The organism is Streptomyces sp. NPDC001068 (assembly GCF_042897315.1).
Lineage (GTDB): Bacteria > Actinomycetota > Actinomycetes > Streptomycetales > Streptomycetaceae > Streptomyces.
This window is the reverse complement of sequence record NZ_JBIAYD010000006.1, coordinates 88802-107163: the sequence shown is the minus strand read 5'-3', so window position 1 is coordinate 107163 and position 18362 is coordinate 88802. Positions and strand designations below refer to the sequence as shown.

The following is an 18362-nucleotide window of genomic DNA, read 5'->3' as shown; positions in this document are numbered from 1 at the left end:
GCCACAGGTGCAACGGCGGGGTACGGGGCGGTGGTTCCGCGTCCGGGCCGGTGATGGTCCACGTGGGTCCGCACCCGGTCCCTGCCGCCCTGCCCACCGAACAGCCTGCCGCTCGGCCTGCCGGACAGCCAGTCGCGCGGCCCGCCGGTGCGGCCGTCGCAGGGCCTGCGGCTCGCCCGGGACCCGGACGCCCGAAGGCCTGTCCGCCGCCCTCCGCCGCCGCTCAGGCCGCCACGGTGGCCACGGACGGGCGGCTCACTGCCCGGTGACCACCGCCGCCTGCGGGCGGATCGGGAGGCGGTTGACCGGGCGGCCGGTGGCCGCGCGGACGGCGGAGGCGATGGCCGCCGGGGACGTCACGACCGGCACCGCGCTGACCGACTTGGCGCCGAAGGGGGCGACCACGTCCCGTTCCTCGACGAGCTTGACGATCCGGATGTCCGGCGCGTCCAGGGCGGTCGGGAGGGCGTAGCCGGTGAGGTCGGGGTGGCGGATCAGCCCGCGCGGGGTGCGCAGGTTCTCGGTGAGCGCGATGCCGACGCCCTGGGTGACACCGGCCTCGATCCGCGCGTTGAGCTGCGCCGGGTTGAGGACCCGGCCCACGTCCTGGGCGACGGCCAGCTCCACGACCCGTACCGAACCGAGCTCGATGTCCACGTCGACGACCGCGCGGATCGCGCAGAAGGCGAGGCCGACGAAGGCGTCGCCCTGGCCCTGTGCGTCCAGCGGCTCGGTCGGGTGGGGGCGGCACTGTGCCGTTGCCCACAGTTCCTTGCCGTCCATCGCCTCGGTGACCGTGGTCGACAGGACGCCGTCGTACGACGTGATCTTGCCGTCGGTGATCTGGAGCAGTTCGGTGGACATGCCGAACTTGTGGGCGAGGGGCTGGAGGAGCTGGGTGCGGACCATCTTGGCGGCGCGTTCGACGGCGCCGCCGGAGACCCAGGTGTGTCGGCCGCGGCAGCCCGCGCCGGCCGGCGGCTGGTCGGTGTCGACGGGGGCCACGTGGACCTCGTCGATACCGAGGGTCTCCTGGACGATCTGGCGGGCGAGGGTGGTGAAGCCCTGGCCGGTCTCCACGGCCGCGCAGAGCACGGTCGCGATGCCGTCGTGAACCTTGACGGTGGCCGTCGAGACCTCGTCGGCGCCCTCGATGCCCAGCATGTGGACCATGCCGAGGCCGTAGCCGACGCCCCGGCGTACCGCGCCCGGCTCGCCCGCGCCCTCGGGGCCGCCGGGCAGCAGCCACTCGTCCTCGGGGGTGTCCTTGGGGAGCGCGGGAAGCGGGAAGTCCCGTACCGCCTGGAGCAGCTCGGCGACGGGCGCGGGACAGGTCACCGTCTGGCCGATGGGCAGCACGTCACCGGTGGCGAGGGCGTTGCGCAGGCGGATCTCGGCCGGGTCGATGCCGAGCTTCTTCGCCAGCTTGTCCATCTGTGCCTCGTAGGCGGCGCAGACCTGCATGGCTCCCTCGCCGCGGACGTGGCCGGAGGTCGGGTTGTTGGTGCGCACCGCCCAGCCCTCGATGAAGGCGTTCGGGACGACGTAGGGGCCGCAGGCGAAGGAGACGGCGGCGGCGAGGGATTCGGCGGAGGTGTCGGCGTAGGCGCCCGCGTCGAGCAGGATCTGCGCCTCGACCTTGACCAGCTTGCCCTCGGCGTCGGCGTGGTGCCGGTAGCGGAGCAGGGTGGGGTGGCGGTGGGCGTGGCCGAGGAAGGACTCCTCGCGCGTGGCGGTGAGTTTGACCGGGCAGCCGGTCTTCAGGGCGAGCAGGCCGAGCGGCAGTTGGAAGCCCTGGTCCTCGCGGTCGGCGGTGGCGCCCGGCACACCGGTGACGACGATCTTGACCTGTTCCAGCGACAGGCCGAAGCAGGCGGCGGCCGTGTTGCGGTCGGTGTGCGGGTCGGTGGAGGCCAGGTACAGCTCGACCCCGCCGTCGGGGCGGGGCACGGCGAGCCCGGCCTCGGCTCCGATGGGCGCCGGGTCGGCGCGGCCGATGCGGTACTGGCCCTCGACGACGATCTCGCCGACCGCGTCGGGGTCGCCGTGGTGGAGCGGGATGTGCCGGATCAGGTTGCCGTCGGGGTGCAGCGGCTCGGCCTCGAAGGACTGCTCGGGGTCGATGACCGGGTCGAGGACCTCGTACTCGACGATGACGGCGGCGGCGGCCATCCGGGCCGTGTCGGGGTGGTCGGCGGCGACGGCGGCGATGGGCTCGCCGTGGTGGCGGACGACGTCGGCGGCGAACACCGGGCGGTCGGCCGTGCCCCGGCCGTGCAGGGGGGTGCCCGGCACGTCCTCGTGGGTGACGACGGCCCGTACGCCTGGCATCTCGCGCGCGTGGGTGGTGTCGATCGACACGATGCGCGCGTGCGGGTGCGGGGAGCGCAGGACGGCCGCCCACAGCAGGCCCTCGGCCCACAGGTCGGCCGCGTAGGGGAAGGTGCCCTCGGTCTTGGCTCGCGCGTCGGCGGCCGGCAGCGACACGCCGAGGCCGTGCGGCAGCGGCTCGGGGGCGGGGTCGATGCTCTCCGCGGCGGCGGTCGTGGTGACGGTCTCGTTGGTCACGCCTGGCCTCCGTCCGACCCGAAGGGCTGGTCGCCGTAGCTCTGACTCTGGTCGCCGAACGTCTGATCGCCGCCGAACGTCCGGTCACCGCCGAAGGTCTGATCGCCACCGAACGACTGATCGCCACCGAACGACTGGTCACCGCCGAACGACTGATCGCCACCGAACGACTGGTCACCGCCGAACGTCCGGTCGTACGCCTGCTCGCGCCGCGCGTCGTACGACGACTGGTCGCGCTGGGCCGGCGTCGCGAACGTGCCCGGGGAGTCGAAGGCGGAGGCGTTGACACCGCCGGCGCCGGGTCCCGCCTGGTGCGGGATACGGGCCTCGTCGCCGTCCGTCTCGGCGTCGGCGTGCGCCTCGCGTTCGGCGACGACCTCCTGGACGGCGTCCAGCACGCCCCGGTAGCCCGAGCAGCGGCAGAGGTTGCCGCACAGTGCCTGGCGGGCCTCCATCTCGGTCGGGGCCGGGTTGCCCTCCAGCAGGTCGTGGACGGTCATGGCCATGCCCGGGACGCAGAAGCCGCACTGGACGGCTCCGCGGAGGGCGAGCGCGCGCTGGACGTCGGAGGGCCGGCCGTCCTGGGCCAGGCCCTCGACCGTGCGGACCTCGCTCCCGGCGGCGGTGACCGCGGGGACCAGGCAGGAGGCGACCAGGCGGCCGTCGACCTGGACGTTGCAGGCGCCGCACTCGCCCTGGGAGCAGCCGTCCTTGGCACCCGCCAGGCCGAGACGCTCCCGCAGGACGTAGAGCAGCGACTCGCCGATCCAGGCGTCGGTGACGGGGCGGTCGGTGCTGTTGACCCGCAGCACGTAGGAGGCGAGGGGGTGGTCGTCGACCGTCTCGGTCTCGCCGTCGGCGTTCTCCGTGCCGTCCGCGTCGGGCGCGCGGCCTTCGGCGTCGGGAACGGGCGCTCCCGGTGGGGACGCGGCGCCGTCGGCGAGCCGTGGGCCGAAGTCCCCGGAGGGCGTGTCGTGGGGGGCGTGCGGCCCCTCTGCGCCACCGGTCCCGGCCGGACCGGCGGGGGCCGCGGCCGGCTCGGCGACGGAAGCAGCGGCGCCCGCGACCGCACGGTCGAGCGCGGACTCGCCCGGGACCGGAACCGGCCGTCCGGCGCCGGTGTCGTGAGAGGCGCCGGCACGGGAGCCGCCGGGGACGTGCGGGGCGCCGCCGTCCCGCGACTCGCCGGACCTGGGGTGGGCGGGCGGGGCGGTGGACTCGCCGAGCGCGTACAGTTCGCCCGTATCTTCCCGTTCGCCCGCTTCGTCCGGCATGATCGGGCCCGCCGCAGGCGCCGCACCGGCGGCCCCGGACGGCGAGGTCGGGACCGGAGTGCCACCAGGGCCCGCCGGGGCGCCTGAGGGGCCCTCAGGGGCCTCCGCGGGATGCTCCCAGGCCCGGGCCTCGGTGGCCCAGGGTGCCGCCGCGCCGCCCGGCAGGGTCGCCGGTGGCGTGCCACCCCACTGCTCCACGAGTGCGGATGTGGTGAACTCGCCCGATTCGTCGGGAACATCACCGCTCGCGACCGGGATGGACCACTGCCCGGTCACGTCGTGACCGGGCGCTCGCGGCGGCTCCTCGTACGTCCACTGCTGGGTCGCGGCGGGCTGGTAGGTGAACCGGTCGTCGGCGGGCCGCTCCTGGGGCACCGCGTTCGGGTCGGGCCATCGCGCGCCGTCGGCCGGCGCCCCCCAGGCCTCGGTGCCGGGGGCGACCGCTATCTGCGGCGGCACGTAGCCGTGACCGGGGGCCGCCAGGGGGCTGTCACCGGCCAGCAGGGCCTCGATGCCGCCCTCGGGGAGTTTGACGAAGGCGGTCGCGCCGTCGTCGTAGTCGCCCTGGGGCAGCGGGTCCCAGCGGCCGCCACCCGAGGGGGCGCCCTCTCCGTGCTGCTCGTCGGTCATGACAGCGCCCTCCCCAGTGCTCGTCGGGCCAGCGCGGCGACGGTGCGCCGCAGGTGCAGTACGGCAGGCGGAAGCGGGGGCACCGAGCCGTCCGGCTCGGGTGCCGGGTCGGGGATGCAGGCGGCGGCGACGTACTCGCCGAAGGCGTGCAGCGCCTCCGGGACGAGCGCGCGGTCGTTGTCCCAGTCGATCAGCCGGGCCACCCACTGCTCGGCCTCCAGCGGCCGCAGCGGCATCGGCGCTATGGCTCCGACGGCACACCTGACGCCGCGCCGCGCGGGATCGAGGACGAGCGCCACGGAGGCCACCGAGCGGCCGGGGCCGGTGCGGCCCGTGGCCTTCAGGAAGACCTGCGGGGCGTGCAGCAGCGGCACCCGGACGAAGGCGATCAACTCGCCCCCGCGCAGCATCTCCACCCCGGCCAGCAGGTGCGACACCGGGATCTCGCGGCGGGACCCGCCCGGGCCCGCGATGATCAGTGTCGCCTCCAGGGCGGCCAGCACCGGCAGCGCGTCGCCGGTGGGCGCGGCGGTGGCGATGTTGCCGCCCAGGGTGCCCGCGTTGCGGATGTGCGGCGGACCGGCGGACCGCGCGGCGGCGGCGAGCGCCGGGATCAGGGCCGCGAAGTCGGGACGGCCCATGCGCGCGTGCGTGAGTCCGGCGCCGAGCAGTGCGTTGCCGTCCTGGTACTGCCAGCCGCGGATCTCGCTGATCCGGCCGAGCCCGACCAGGGCGGCGGGCCGGAGCTGTCCGGAGTTGACGGCGGCCATCAGGTCGGTGCCGCCCGCCACGGGAACCGCGGCGGGCATGGCGGCGAGGGCCGCCACGGCTTCGTTCAGCGTCGTGGGCAGCGTGACGGACTGCCCCGCCTGCGGTGCGTGCGTGGTCAAAACCGGCTGCCCCTTCCCGCTGCCCCACCTGGTCCCACCTGTGTGGCCGTACGGTACGTGCTCACAGGGCGGACGTGGCAACTCTGGCACATCTTCGCAAGCCTCGAACGCACGGGTCCGCTAGGAGGCATTCGCCCACCTCAACGGCGACTTGGTCCGTTTTCGTACACCATCGCCAGTGCATGCCGATTGACACTCTTCGGTGACCCTTGAGGTCTTTTTCCATTACGCGTTCGGGACGGGAGGGTGACGCGGAGGCGGCTAACGGTTCGGCGGCGGCCCGCCGAGGGGGCGGCCCAGCACCCCGGGGCGGCGTTGCCAGGGCAGCGGACCGGCCGGTGGCCGGTAGGCGACCCCCAGGGCGTCGAGCCGGCGGTAGTGGGCCGCCATACGGCGTTCGAAGTCGGCGAAGTCCCGTTCCGCCGGGGCCGGAAGATCGCTCCAGGCGACCTCGGCGAACGCGGCGAGCCGGGGAAAGGCCTGGTAGTCCACGCGCGCGCTGTCCTCCATCACCTCGGTCCACAGGTTGGCCTGGGTGCCCAGGACCCGGTCCGCACGGGATTCGTCGAGCCCCGGCGGAACGGGCTCGAACCGGTACACGTCCTCCAGGGTGCGCACATGTCCGATCGGTACGGGCTCGTCCGCGCCGTCCGCCTGCCGGTGGTCCAGGTACACGTGCTGCTCGGGGCACATGACGACGTCGTGGCCGGCCCGCGCGGCCGCGATCCCGCCGCCGTAGCCGCGCCAGGAGGCCACGGCCGCGCCCTCGGCGATGCCGCCCTCCAGGATCTCGTCCCAGCCGATCAGCCTGCGGCCCCGCGCGGAAAGCCATTTCGCGAAGTGGCCGACGAACCACGCCTGCAACCCGTCCTCGTCGGCGAGCCCGAGTTCCTTGATGCGGGCCTGCGCGGCCGGTGACGCCCGCCACTGGTCCTTGAGGCATTCGTCGCCGCCGACGTGGATGAACTCCGAGGGGAAGAGTTCGAGCACTTCCTCGAACACCCCCTCGTAGAAACGAAGGGTGTTGTCAGTGGGGGCGAGTACGTTCGGAGAGATCCCCCAGGAGTCCCAGACGGTCAGGGAGGCGGTGTCGATGACGTCGGTGTTGCCGAGTTCCGGATACGCGGCGATGGCGGCCTGCGAGTGGCCGGGCACGTCGATTTCGGGGACGACCGTGATATGCCGCTCGGCCGCGTAGGCGACGATCTCCCGGATGTCGTCCCGGGTGTAGTAGCCGCCGTGCGGCTTCTCCTCCCACAGCGGTGAGGCCCGGTGGCCGAATTTGGTGCGGGCCCGCCAGGAGCCGACCTCGGTGAGCCGGGGGTGACGCTCGATCTGGATACGCCAGCCCTGGTCGTCCGTCAGATGGAAGTGGAAGACGTTGAGTTTGTGCGCGGCCATGAGATCCAGGTAGCGCAGAACGCCTTCCTTGGGCATGAAGTGCCGGGCGACGTCCAGCATGAGGCCGCGCCAGCGGAATCGCGGTGAGTCCTGGATGTGGCACAGCGGCAGACGCCAGGAACGGCCGGGCAGCGGGGCGCGCCGGAAGGCGTCGGGCCCGAGCAGCTGGCGCAGCGTCTGGGCGCCCCAGAAGAGTCCGGCGGGGCCGCCGCCCGCGAGGTGCACGCCGGCGGGCGTGACCGCGAGGCGGTAGCCCTCCGCACCGAGGTCCCCGGTGACCGTCCGGTCGACGGACAGCCGTACGGCGTTGTCGTCCGCACTCGCCCGAGGCGGCAGCGGCAGGCCGCAGGCCGTCCCCAGGGTGGCGCGCAGCCAGCGTTCGGCGGGCTCCGCGCCCGCCCGCGCCACCAGCGCGGTGTCCGGGCCCAGTTCGAAGAATCCGTCCCCGTGGGAGGCCATGCTCCGGGGCTCGGGGATCACGTCCGCCATGTCAGTCCTTAACCGCTCCGCCCGGCCCGCAGACCGGCCGTCGCTGTACGAGTACGAAGAACACCGGCAGCGCCATCGTCATCGTCGACTGCGAAGTGTTCTTGATGACGAGGGACTTGGCGAAGAGGAAGTCGTCGAGGGCGCGGATGGGGGAAAGCACGCTCGTGGCGATCAGGCCCGGCGGCACGGGCGGGAAAAGGATCCGCCGGAGAATGCGCGACCGGCTCGCGCCGTCGGCGATGCGGCCTCCTCCGGCGGGTGCGGCACCCCTTTCACGAACCCCCGCGGCATCCGGATCACGGAGGGCGGCGAGAAGGCGTCGGGGCGGGATCGGCGACCCCGGCGTGTTCAGCGGACCGAAGTCCCGCGCCTGGAAGAACAGGGGGATGGCGAGGGCCTCCACGGGCACCGTCCGGGCCGCCGGAAACATGATCGGCGGGGTGGTCCGGAAGCGGAACCGGAATCGTGTCGCGGCGGCCGCGGCGAGAAAGGCGATCAGCGCGGGAACGACGACCACACCGCCCGCGACGACAAGTCCGTTGACGAAGTGGCGGCCGAATTCCCGCTGCCCGAGGAGCCGCCGGAAGAAGTCCGGGGAGGGCGCGGGAGTCCGCGGCCGGGGCCGGTCGGACTCGGTCTCACCGGCCGTTTCGAAGGCTCCCGGGACCATCCGGTGCAGGGGGGACGCGACGGCGGCGGCGACCGCCGGCGCCGCCGCCCCGGCGGCCGACCGCCCCGGACGCCGGACCGACCCGCGCACAAGATTCACGACGGTCACAGCTCCTCCCCCTGCCGGCGCGGCACCCGCGGGGGCCGAGGCTCACGGCGAGCAGGACCGACAACGTGACGGCACCGCGCCGGGAAGTTCATCGGGTGACCCCCGGGGCGCGCTGAGGCGTAGGTGTTCGAGGCGACCGCGAACACCGCTTTCGTTGCAACATGCGCAACGACGATTTCGCTCTGCACAACACCATGAAGGGTAGGGACAACATGAACACGCAGACAAGAGGTCTCGACCACTCTGTGCCCGGCCGGCGCACCCGGTGCGACGCACGGGCACGCCAAAAGGCCCCGGAGCACGCCGAAGCGCGCCCGGGGCCCGAAGGAATCCGGAGGGAGAGCTACTTGTCCTTGCCGCCCTCGTCGTCGCCGCTGCCCATGGAGTCGTAGATCTCCTTGCACATGGGGCACACGGGGTACTTCTTCGGGTCACGGCCCGGCACCCACACCTTGCCGCACAGCGCCACGACGGGGGTGCCGTCGAGGGCGCTCGCCGTGATCTTGTCCTTCTGGACGTAGTGGGCGAAGCGCTCGTGGTCGCCGTCACCGTGGGACACCTGCGGCGTCGGCTCTACGAGGGTCCCCGTACCAGTCCCGCGCTCGGGCTCAAGAGTGCTCATGACTGCCAAGGGTACTGGCGCGCCCGGGCAACGGTTGAGAGACGTTCCTCCGTCAGTTGAGCGAGGCGTCGTCCGGGTACGTGGCGACCATCGCCAGTTCGTTGCGCTGGCGGCGCAGCACCTCGCGCCAGAGCCGTTCGGGGGACGGCGAGGACACGTCGCCGGGTTCCGACTCGACGACGTACCAGGCGCCCTCGACCAGTTCGTCCTCCAGCTGGCCCGGGCCCCAGCCGGCGTAACCGGCGAAGATCCGCAGGGAACCGAGGGCGGAGGCGAGCAGCTCCGGCGGGGCCTCCAGGTCGACCAGGCCGATCGCACCGTGCACCCGGCGCCAGCCGAGCGGGGTCCGGTCGCCGTTGCCGCCGCCCGGGATGACCGCGACACCGAGCGCGGAGTCCAGCGAGACCGGGCCGCCCTGGAAGACCACCCCGGGCTCGCCGGCCAGCGCGGCCCAGCCCTCCAGGATGTCCCGGACGTCCACCGGGGTGGGCCGGTTGAGGACGACACCGAGGGAGCCCTCCTCGTCGTGGTCGAGAAGGAGCACCACCGCGCGGTCGAAGTTCGGGTCCGCCAGGGCGGGCGTGGCCACGAGCAGCCGCCCTGTGAGCGAGGACACCTCGGTCATGCCTGACATGATCCCGCATCTTCCGTCCGCATGGGGAGCCAATGGGGGTGTGCGAGTGAATGCAGCTCAGGGCGGAAGGAAGCGGGCCCGGCGCACGGTGACGGGCGGTGACCCCATGTGCCCGGCGGGGAACCGTTCGTGTTGTGACACAGCTATGACGTAGCTGGGTGCTCCTTGGGCTTACGGCAGGGGGCCGATGGGCGATTACTCTGTCACTCCGGCCCTGCCCCACTCCACGGAACGCGAGATTCATGACCGTCAACGGCTCTGACGACGTACTGCTTGTCCACGGCGGCACCCCGCTGGAGGGCGAGATCCGTGTCCGCGGTGCGAAGAACCTCGTACCCAAGGCCATGGTCGCCGCGCTGCTGGGCAGTGCGCCGAGCCGGCTGCGCAACGTTCCGGACATCCGCGACGTGCGTGTCGTACGCGGCCTGCTGCAACTGCACGGGGTGACGGTCCGTCCGGGTGAGGAGCCCGGCGAGCTGGTGCTGGATCCGACGTACGTGGAGAGCGCGAACGTCGCTGACATCGATGCCCACGCGGGCTCCAGCCGCATCCCGATCCTGTTCTGCGGCCCGCTGCTGCACCGGCTCGGCCACGCCTTCATCCCGGGCCTGGGCGGCTGCGACATCGGCGGCCGGCCCATCGACTTCCACTTCGACGTGCTGCGGCAGTTCGGCGCGACCATCGAGAAGCGCGCGGACGGCCAGTACCTGGAGGCGCCGAAGGGGCTGCGCGGCACCAAGATCCGGCTGCCGTACCCGTCCGTCGGCGCGACCGAGCAGGTACTGCTGACGGCCGTACTCGCCGAGGGCGTCACGGAGTTGTCCAACGCGGCCGTCGAGCCGGAGATCGAGGACCTCATCTGCGTGCTGCAGAAGATGGGCGCGATCATCGCGATGGACACCGACCGGACCATCAGCATCACCGGTGTGGACAAGCTCGGCGGCTACACCCACCGCGCCCTGTCGGACCGGCTGGAGGCCGCCTCCTGGGCGTCGGCGGCGCTGGCGACCGAGGGCAACATCTACGTCCGGGGCGCCCAGCAGCGCTCGATGATGACGTTCCTGAACACCTACCGCAAGGTGGGCGGCGCCTTCGAGATCGACGACGAGGGCATCCGCTTCTGGCACCCGGGCGGCCAGCTGAAGTCGATCGCGCTGGAGACGGACGTGCACCCCGGCTTCCAGACCGACTGGCAGCAGCCGCTGGTGGTGGCGCTGACCCAGGCGACGGGCCTGTCGATCGTGCACGAGACGGTGTACGAGTCGCGGCTCGGTTTCACCTCCGCGCTCAACCAGATGGGTGCGCACATCCAGCTCTACCGCGAGTGCCTGGGCGGCTCGGCCTGCCGCTTCGGCCAGCGCAACTTCCTGCACTCGGCGGTCGTCTCCGGCCCGACCCGGCTGCAGGGCGCCGACCTGGTCATCCCCGACCTGCGCGGCGGCTTCTCCTACCTGATCGCCGCCCTCGCGGCCCAGGGCACCTCCCGGGTGCACGGCATCGACCTCATCAACCGCGGCTACGAGAACTTCATGGAGAAGCTCGTGGAGCTCGGCGCGAAGGTGGAACTGCCGGGCAAGGCGCTCGGGTAGGTCCCGCGCCCGGATCACCGTACGACGACGGGGCGGCCCCTGGTGGAGGGGCCGCCCCGTCGTGGTGTTACACGCCGTACGCCGTCGTCCCGCGGCCTACGGAAGGCAAGGTCACTTGCCCTTCGCGGATTCCTTCAGCTTCGAGCCCGCGGAGACCTTCACGCTGTAGCCGGCGGGGATGTTGATCGGCTCGCCGGTCTGCGGGTTGCGCGCGGTGCGAGCGGCACGGTGGGTGCGCTCGAAGGTCAGGAAGCCGGGGATCGTGACCTTCTCGTCGCCCTTGGAGACGATGTCGCCGACGACCTCGGCGAACGCGGCCAGCACGGCGTCGGCGTCCTTGCGAGTCACCTCGGCACGGTCGGCCAGCGCGGCCACCAGCTCACTGCGGTTCATGTTGTTACTCCCGTGTTCTTCTTGCCATTGAGGCGTGCCACGCGGCGGAGCCGCATGTTGGGCCGGGACGCATCCTGCCCCCACCTGCGGCGGGAACGCCAATCCGTTGCCGCCCATACCCTACGGGGGGCCCGAAGGGCGGGTTTCACGACGCGCCGATTGGATGGCGTGGCAAGTTTCACAGACGTTTACTGGGGACCGCCGTCCCCAGGCCGCCGCCGGGCCGGGCGCGTCGCACTCCCGGCCGCGTGAAGGGGCCGCCTACGCGCCCTTGGCGGCCTCGCGGACCGCGCCCGCCACCGCTCCGGCGACCCGCTCGTTGAAGACGCTCGGAATGATGTAGTTCGGGTTCAGCTCGTCCTGGCCGACCACGTCGGCGAGGGCCTTCGCGGCCGCGAGCATCATGTCCGTGTTGACGGTACGGGACTGGGCGTCCAGGAGGCCGCGGAAGACACCCGGGAAGACCAGCACGTTGTTGATCTGGTTGGGGAAGTCGGAGCGGCCGGTGGCGACCACGGCGGCCGTCTGGCGGGCGATCGCCGGGTCGACCTCGGGGTCGGGGTTCGCGAGTGCGAACACGATCGCGTCGTCGGCCATGGCGGCCACGTCGTCGCCGTCGAGGACGTTCGGGGCCGAGACGCCGATGAAGACGTCCGCGCCGCGCACGGCCTCCTTCAGCGTTCCCGTGAGGTCCTCGGGGTTGGTGTTGTCGGCGATCCACCGCAGCGGCGAGTCGGCGGGCGCGTCCACCAGGTCCTCGCGGGCGGAGTGCACGACACCGCGGATGTCGGCGACGACGGCGTTCTTCACGCCGGCCGCGAGCAGCAGCTTGAGGATGGCCGTACCGGCCGCGCCGGCGCCGGACATGACCACCCGGATGTTCTCGATCGCCTTGCCGGTGCAGCGGAGCGCGTTGGTGAGGGCGGCGAGGACGACGATCGCGGTGCCGTGCTGGTCGTCGTGGAAGACGGGGATGTCCAGGGCCTCACGCAGCCGCGCCTCGATCTCGAAGCAGCGGGGGGCGGAGATGTCCTCGAGGTTGATGCCGGCGAAGCCGGGGGCGATCGCCTTGACGATCTCGACGATCGCGTCGGTGTCCTGGGTGTCCAGGCACAGCGGCCAGGCGTCGATGCCCGCGAACCGCTTGAAGAGGGCCGCCTTGCCCTCCATGACGGGCAGCGCGGCCTTCGGGCCGATGTTGCCGAGGCCCAGCACCGCGGAGCCGTCCGTCACGACCGCAACGGAGTTGCGCTTGATGGTGAGGCGGCGCGCGTCCTCGGGGTTCTCCGCGATCGCCATGCACACGCGGGCCACGCCCGGGGTGTAGATCATGGAGAGGTCGTCACGGTTGCGGATGGGGTGCTTGGACTGCATCTCGATCTTGCCGCCGAGGTGCATGAGGAACGTACGGTCGGAGACCTTGCCGAGGACGACGCCGTCGATGCCGCGCAGCTGCTCGACGATCTGGTCGGCGTGGGCGGTGGAGCTGGCGGCGATGGTGACGTCGATACGGAGCTTCTCGTGGCCCGACGCGGTGACGTCGAGGCCGGTCACCGAGCCTCCGGAGGACTCCACGGCGGTGGTGAGCTGCGAGACGGCGGTTCCGCTCGCGGGCACCTCCAGCCGGATGGTCATCGAGTAGGAGACGCTGGGCGCCGTTGCCATGGCCGACTTCCTTCGTTGTTTCACCGTGTCGCTGGTTTTGCCGTCCGATCGTCGCACCTACCGCCGGGTAGGCGTTAGCCGGGCCTGGTTGCGTACGTATTGTTCGCGCAAAAAAGAGGCCCACGTCACACGGTGACGTGGGCCTCTCCTACGTTCATGACACCGACCCGCCATGCTCGCCTCGCGGCAAGTGGTCGCTCGTGGCGACGAAGGTTGGGCCCGGGGGCTTGGATCGAGCCGGTGTCACGACAAGGCTAACAAACAGATCCCGTACGGCCATTCCCGTCGGCGTACTTCACAGGAAACCTTCGGCCGAACGGCCCTGTGCCCATCGCCCCGATCACTCCCTGAGCAGGTCGGGAACCCCCGCCGCGTCGGGTTCGTCACGCTCCCCGGAGACCACCGTCAGCTGTTGCGTCGCCCGGGTGAGGGCCACGTACAGCACGCGCAGCCCGGCCGGGGACTCGTCGGCGATCTCCGCGGGCGACACGACGACCGTCGCGTCGTACTCCAGGCCCTTGGCCTCCAGGCTGCCGAGCGCCACCACCCGGTCGCCGAGCCCGGCGAGCCAGCGGGCGGCCTCGGCGCGCCGGTCCATGGCGACGACCACGCCGACCGTGCCGTCGACCAGGTCGAGGAGCTGTTCGGCCGCCGCGCGCACGGTCTTCTCCAGGGAGTCCCGGACGACCACGAAACGCGGCTCGACGCCGGTGGAGCGGACCGCTGAGGGCGACTTCGAGCCGGGCATGGCCAGGGCCAGCACCTTCGCGGCGAGCTCGGCGATCTCCGCCGGGTTCCGGTAGTTCACGGTCAGCTCGAAGCGGCGGCGCGGGCGGCTGCCGAGCGCCTCGTCCCGCGCCTCTGCGGCCTCGTCCGGGTCGGACCAGGAGGACTGGGCGGGGTCGCCGACCACCGTCCAGGTGGCGTGCCGGCCGCGGCGGCCGACCATCCGCCACTGCATGGGGGTGAGGTCCTGCGCCTCGTCGACGATGACGTGCGCGTACTCGACGCGTTCCTGGGCGAGCCGTTCGGCGCGCTCGCGCTGGGACTCCTCGCGCGTCGGCATCAGCTCCTCCAGGCCGGTGAGCTGGTCCAGCGGGTCCAGTTCGCGCTTCTTGCGGGGGCGGACCGGGGCACCGAGGACGGCCTGGAGTTCGTCGAGCATGGCGATGTCGTGCACGGTGCGGCCGTCCCGGCGCAGCGAGCGGGCGACCCTGCGGATCTCGCCGGGGTTGAGGATCCGCCGGGCCCAGCGGCCGAGGCGGCGCTCGTCGGCCATCGCGGCGAGGACGGCCTGCGGGGTCAGCTCGGGCCACCAGGCGTCGAGGAACTCGATGAAGGAGTCCTCCGTGACGATGTCCTCGTCGAAGGAGGAGCGCAGTTCGGCGGCGAGCTCGGGGTCGCTGTGCCGGCCGGCCGCGCCGGAGCGGGCCCACAGGGCGTCCAGCAGCAGCTTGCGGGCGCGCGGCCGCAGCAGGTTGACGGGGGCCGTGCCGCCGAGCGCGTTGTGTCTGACGCGGTCGAGTTCCTCGGCCTCCAGCTCCAGGCGGCGGCCGAAGGCGACGACTCGGAGCCGGGCCGGCGCGTCGTTCCCCTCCAGGGCGCCGCGGGCCGCCTTGCGCAGCACCCGGAGCATCCGGGAGGAGCCCTTGGCCCGGGCGGTGGCGGGCGTGTCGTAGAGGGTGGCCTCGGCGCCGTCGACGAGCGAGCCGATGGCGCGGATGGCCACCTGGCCCTCCTCGCCGAGGGACGGCAGGACGCCCTCGGTGTACGCGACCAGCAGCGGGGTCGGGGAGACGATCAGGATGCCGCCCGCGTACCGGCGCCGGTCCTGGTAGAGCAGGTAGGCGGCGCGGTGCAGGGCCACGGCCGTCTTGCCCGTGCCGGGGCCGCCCTCGACGTAGGTGACGGAGGCGGCGGGGGCCCGGATGACCATGTCCTGCTCGGCCTGGATGGAGGCGACGATGTCCCGCATGGAGTGGGTGCGGGCCTGGCCGAGGGCGGCCATCAGGGCGCCGTCGCCGATGACGGGCAGGGTGTCGCCGTCCAGGCGGGCGGTCAGCTCCGGGCGCATCAGGTCGTCCTCGACGCCGAGGACCCGGCGGCCCTTGGAGCGGATCACCCGGCGGCGTACGACACGCCCGGGATCCACCGGAGTGGACCTGTAGAACGGCGCGGCGGCCGGAGCCCGCCAGTCGATGACCAGGGGCGCGTAGTCCTGGTCGAGGACGCCGATCCGGCCGATGTGCAGGGTCTCGGCGATGTCGGCGGTGTTGTCGGCGCGGACCGCGCCCTCGGCGGGCTCGACGGCCGTGTAGGCGCCGTCCGGGCCCTTCTTGCCGTCCTTGCCGAGGAGCAGGTCGATGCGGCCGAAGAGGAAGTCCTCGAACTCGTTGTTGAGCCGGTTGAGGTGGACGCCCGCGCGGAACACCTGGGCGTCCCGCTCGGCGAGCGCGCCGGGCGTGCCCACCTGGCCGCGCTTGGCCGCGTCGTTCATGAGGAATTCCGCCTCGTGGATCTTCTCCTCGAGGCGCTGGTACACCCGGTCGAGGTGTTCCTGTTCGACGCTGATCTCACGGTCCCGGACGGAATCCTGGGCGGAGTCCTGTTCCGGGCCGTGAGGGCCGACCGCGGATTGTTGAGCCTGAGCGGCCACCGGGCCCCCTTCTGACGTGCTGGGCAGCCGTCAACCGTACGCGAAGGGGGCCCGCTGAAGCTACGCGCTCACCGAGACCAGCTTCTTCCCGTCGAACGTCATGACTTCGAAGTGGTCGATCTGCGTGGGGGTGAAGGCGGCGCCGCCGTGCACGTAGAGAGGCGTCTTGGCCTTCTCCGACTTGGCGTCCGTGATGCCGTATCCCCAGGTCGGGACGGACCAGGAGGTCACCGTCTCGCGCTCGCCGTTCTTGCCGACGGCGATCAGCGAGCACTTCTTCGGGCCGGTGACGTTCTTGAGCTGGAGGACCGCGTGGGTGCCCCAGTCCTTCTTCTCGACGGCGACGGTCGCGGTGACGTGGGTCGTCGGGTCCGTGGCCGTCGTCTTGTCGGACATCGTCTGGAAGGCCGTCTGGGCGGGACCCATCGCCATGTCCGTGCCGGCGCCGCTGTCCGTGCCGCTCAGCGCCACGCCGGCCGCCGTGCCGCCCGCGATCAGCACGACCGAGGCCGCCAGACCGAAGAGGCTGCGCCGGGTACGGACCTTGCGCTTGTCGGCGACCTCCACGACCAGCTTCTCGACCATCCGCGGGCTGGGCCTCGCGGACAGCGACTCGCCGATGGACGGTGTGGAACCGGAACCCGGAAGATCCGCCAGGGCCGCCAGCATGGGTTCCATTCCGGCCAGCTCGTCGAGCTGCTGGGCGCACCATTCGCACCCGGCCAGATGGGCCTCGAAAGCGGTCGCCTCGGCATCGTCGAGAATCCCCAGCGCGTACGCCCCGACCGTCTCGTGCTCATTGGGCACCGGAGATTCCTGCATAGCACCAGACATACCCGAACCACCTGTGCCGAACCCGCCGTGTCCCCCGTACACACTCATCACGCCGTCACCCCCCGCTCCTCCAGTGCCAGCTTCATCGACCGCAGGGCATAGAAAACCCGTGAGCGCACGGTGCCGCTGGGTATACCCAGCGTTTCGGCCGCCTCGTTGACGGTACGCCCCTTGAAGTACGTCTCGACGAGCACCTCCCGGTGGGCCGGGGTCAGGTCGTCGAGCGCGTCGGACAGCGTCATCAGCCACAGCGCCTTGTCGATCTCGTCCTCCGCGGGGATGACCTCCAGCGGCGACGGGTCGACCTCCTGCGGCCGGGCCTGCCGGCTGCGGTGACCGTCGATGACGATGCGGCGAGCGACCGTCACCAGCCAGGGGCGTACCGATCCGGTCGCCCGATTGAGCTGACCGGCGTTCTTCCAGGCACGGATGAGTGTCTCTTGCACGACGTCCTCGGCGCGTTGCCGGTCACCGGCGACCAGCCGAAGGACATACGCAAGGAGAGGTCCGGCGTGCTCTCGGTAGAGGGCACGCATCAGCTCCTCATCAGGCTCCGAGGGCTGGGACATGCGATGTCGGGCCCTCGATCCACGTTCATTGGCCACGGCCGCATCCTTGCGCACGCCCACCTCCGGTGTCCGGGGGTTCCCCCAGTCGGTCGCTCCCCCACCGGTACGGAAGTGGCTCGCGGTGTGTTCAACAAGAGCCCACAATTTTCCGCGAAGTGACATGACGAGCGGGACATGACCACACATTCCCACCGCTTGATCTTTACATTTCCGACACATCACCGAACGCCCCGGCGGTGCCCGGAGGTTACCGCCGACAAACTGAATGTTGTCGAAATCACGTTCGCCGAACTTGGCCGAAGATCCGGCAGATGCCGTAAATGGGACGTCCGTTGAGGAGAAGCGGAATGCCCGGGAGGCCGCCGTCAGGCGCGGGCGAGGGCCGCGCGGCGGCGGTGGCGCGCCACCCGCTCACGGTTGCCGCACACCTCGCTGGAGCACCAGCGGCGTCTGCGTCCCCGGGAGGTGTCGAGGTACACGATCGGGCAGTTGTCACCCTCGCACTCCCTGACCGCGGCCCGCGCCACGGGGTCGGTGAGCAGCTCCACGGCGTCCCGGGCGACGGCCGCGAGCAGCGCGGCGCACTCGGGCGGACCCGTCAACTCCCGCACCAGGAAACCGTCCGCGCCGGGCACGGCACGCGGGGCCGGGGGCGCGGCGGCGCGGGCGAAGTCGTTGACGCCGGCGAGCGCGAGGTCGTAGGAGCCGGGACGCGGGACGTTCCGGACACCGCCGCGGCCGTTGCTCCGCTCGCGCACCAATTGCCCGACATAGCCTCTCAGTTCGCGGAACGCTCCCAGCCAGCCGGGGTCCGCGTGCGCCAGCGGGGTGCCCGGCGGGACGAGGCCGGAGCCCCTTATCCAGGCCCGCAACGGTTCGAGCGCGTCCAGCCGTTCGCCGGGATGCGTGGTCGCCAGCAGATCCAGGCAGATCCGCCCGGCGTCGAAGCGCAGCTCGTACGGGGCCGTCTCCGTACCCAGTGCCATGTGCCCGCCACCGCCTAGGACAGGGAACCGTGTCCTCACACAGTGCCCGGCCCGGCGGGCGGCCGGAACCCCTCGTACCCGTCTTCCGCGAGGTTCCCGTCCGACCCGCGCCCGGCGGGGACACCGGTGCGTGCGGCGCGGGCCGTCCCCGTTCGGTCCGGATCCCCCGGCGGCCCTCGCCCCGGCCGCCCGCCGCCGGGACGCTGTGTCCTGCGAACGCCGATTCGACAGCCGGCTCGGTGGCCGGCTCCGTTTCCAGCGCCGGTGTCCGTGCGGACGGCGGTCGCCACGCCGGTGGCGCCGACGCTGGTGGCGCCGGTACCGGTGGCTCCACCGCGCCCTGCGGCCAGGCCTGTTCGGCCAGTTCCCACAGCGCCAGCAGCC

13 protein-coding genes and 1 pseudogene are annotated in these 18362 nt (G+C 72.2%); 1 reads left to right on the top strand and 13 read right to left on the bottom strand.

What is annotated here, in order from left to right; genetic code table 11:
• Positions 1 to 255: 255 nt before the first annotated feature.
• From ACFY3I_RS18075 to ACFY3I_RS18045, 7 genes and pseudogenes are all read right to left on the bottom strand, one after another.
• Positions 256 to 2568, bottom strand: a complete 2313-nt coding sequence (locus ACFY3I_RS18075; RefSeq protein WP_390861434.1) for a xanthine dehydrogenase family protein molybdopterin-binding subunit — start codon at positions 2566 to 2568, stop codon at positions 256 to 258.
• Entirely contained in the window at positions 2565 to 4472 is a 1908-nt protein-coding gene (locus ACFY3I_RS18070; protein WP_390861433.1) for a 2Fe-2S iron-sulfur cluster-binding protein, read from the bottom strand. Before ACFY3I_RS18070 ends, ACFY3I_RS18075 begins: the two co-directional genes overlap by 4 nt.
• Complete coding sequence (locus ACFY3I_RS18065; RefSeq protein WP_365293544.1) at positions 4469 to 5362, bottom strand: FAD binding domain-containing protein; 894 nt, start codon at positions 5360 to 5362, stop codon at positions 4469 to 4471. Before ACFY3I_RS18065 ends, ACFY3I_RS18070 begins: the two co-directional genes overlap by 4 nt.
• Before the next feature lie 261 nt (positions 5363 to 5623).
• On the bottom strand, positions 5624 to 7252 hold the full coding sequence (locus ACFY3I_RS18060) for a beta-N-acetylhexosaminidase (RefSeq protein WP_390861432.1): 1629 nt from the start codon (positions 7250 to 7252) through the stop codon (positions 5624 to 5626).
• A gap of 1 nt (position 7253) precedes the next feature.
• Positions 7254 to 8021, bottom strand: a pseudogene (locus ACFY3I_RS18055) (ABC transporter permease subunit).
• 352 nt (positions 8022 to 8373) lie between these two features.
• Complete coding sequence (locus ACFY3I_RS18050; protein WP_390861431.1) at positions 8374 to 8652, bottom strand: DUF3039 domain-containing protein; 279 nt, start codon at positions 8650 to 8652, stop codon at positions 8374 to 8376.
• A 52-nt stretch (positions 8653 to 8704) separates the two neighbouring features.
• Positions 8705 to 9277, bottom strand: coding sequence for a YqgE/AlgH family protein (locus ACFY3I_RS18045; RefSeq protein ID WP_362721809.1), 573 nt, complete (start codon positions 9275 to 9277; stop codon positions 8705 to 8707).
• A 251-nt stretch (positions 9278 to 9528) separates the two neighbouring features.
• Between ACFY3I_RS18045 and murA the strand changes: the two genes are divergently transcribed.
• Entirely contained in the window at positions 9529 to 10875 is a 1347-nt protein-coding gene (gene murA / locus ACFY3I_RS18040) for a UDP-N-acetylglucosamine 1-carboxyvinyltransferase (protein ID WP_390861430.1), read from the top strand.
• A gap of 111 nt (positions 10876 to 10986) precedes the next feature.
• Here the strand turns inward: murA and ACFY3I_RS18035 are convergent, their stop codons facing one another.
• The 6 genes from ACFY3I_RS18035 to ACFY3I_RS18010 form a co-directional block, all read right to left on the bottom strand.
• Entirely contained in the window at positions 10987 to 11268 is a 282-nt protein-coding gene (locus ACFY3I_RS18035) for an HU family DNA-binding protein (protein WP_121893988.1), read from the bottom strand.
• A gap of 261 nt (positions 11269 to 11529) precedes the next feature.
• A complete protein-coding gene (locus tag ACFY3I_RS18030; protein ID WP_365293536.1) occupies positions 11530 to 12933 on the bottom strand; it encodes an NAD-dependent malic enzyme in 1404 nt (467 codons plus the stop codon).
• Between the two features lie 340 nt (positions 12934 to 13273).
• Positions 13274 to 15589, bottom strand: coding sequence for a HelD family protein (locus tag ACFY3I_RS18025; protein ID WP_390861429.1), 2316 nt, complete (start codon positions 15587 to 15589; stop codon positions 13274 to 13276).
• Positions 15590 to 15649: 60 nt separating this feature from the next.
• Positions 15650 to 16471, bottom strand: a complete 822-nt coding sequence (locus ACFY3I_RS18020; protein ID WP_365293532.1) for a zf-HC2 domain-containing protein — start codon at positions 16469 to 16471, stop codon at positions 15650 to 15652.
• Positions 16471 to 16992 carry a sigma-70 family RNA polymerase sigma factor gene (locus ACFY3I_RS18015; protein WP_010039908.1) on the bottom strand — a complete coding sequence of 174 codons (522 nt, stop codon included), beginning with the start codon at positions 16990 to 16992 and terminating at the stop codon, positions 16471 to 16473. The genes ACFY3I_RS18020 and ACFY3I_RS18015 overlap by 1 nt, the downstream gene beginning before the upstream one ends.
• 365 nt (positions 16993 to 17357) lie before the next feature.
• Positions 17358 to 17978 (bottom strand): CGNR zinc finger domain-containing protein, encoded by a 621-nt coding sequence (locus tag ACFY3I_RS18010; protein WP_390861428.1) that lies wholly within the window; start codon positions 17976 to 17978, stop codon positions 17358 to 17360.
• Positions 17979 to 18362 lie beyond the last annotated feature (384 nt).

Excerpts from the sequence above, each read along its gene's own strand:
- murA (WP_390861430.1), top strand. The coding sequence starts at position 9,529 with ATGACCGTCAACGGCTCTGACGACGTACTGCTTGTCCACGGCGGCACC.
- ACFY3I_RS18070 (WP_390861433.1), bottom strand. The coding sequence starts at position 4,472 with ATGACCGACGAGCAGCACGGAGAGGGCGCCCCCTCGGGTGGCGGCCGC.
- ACFY3I_RS18050 (WP_390861431.1), bottom strand. The coding sequence starts at position 8,652 with ATGAGCACTCTTGAGCCCGAGCGCGGGACTGGTACGGGGACCCTCGTA.
- ACFY3I_RS18015 (WP_010039908.1), bottom strand. The coding sequence starts at position 16,992 with ATGTCCCAGCCCTCGGAGCCTGATGAGGAGCTGATGCGTGCCCTCTAC.
- ACFY3I_RS18020 (WP_365293532.1), bottom strand. The coding sequence starts at position 16,471 with ATGAGTGTGTACGGGGGACACGGCGGGTTCGGCACAGGTGGTTCGGGT.
- ACFY3I_RS18030 (WP_365293536.1), bottom strand. The coding sequence starts at position 12,933 with ATGGCAACGGCGCCCAGCGTCTCCTACTCGATGACCATCCGGCTGGAG.
- ACFY3I_RS18060 (WP_390861432.1), bottom strand. The coding sequence starts at position 7,252 with ATGGCGGACGTGATCCCCGAGCCCCGGAGCATGGCCTCCCACGGGGAC.
- ACFY3I_RS18045 (WP_362721809.1), bottom strand. The coding sequence starts at position 9,277 with ATGACCGAGGTGTCCTCGCTCACAGGGCGGCTGCTCGTGGCCACGCCC.
- ACFY3I_RS18010 (WP_390861428.1), bottom strand. The coding sequence starts at position 17,978 with ATGGCACTGGGTACGGAGACGGCCCCGTACGAGCTGCGCTTCGACGCC.
- ACFY3I_RS18035 (WP_121893988.1), bottom strand. The coding sequence starts at position 11,268 with ATGAACCGCAGTGAGCTGGTGGCCGCGCTGGCCGACCGTGCCGAGGTG.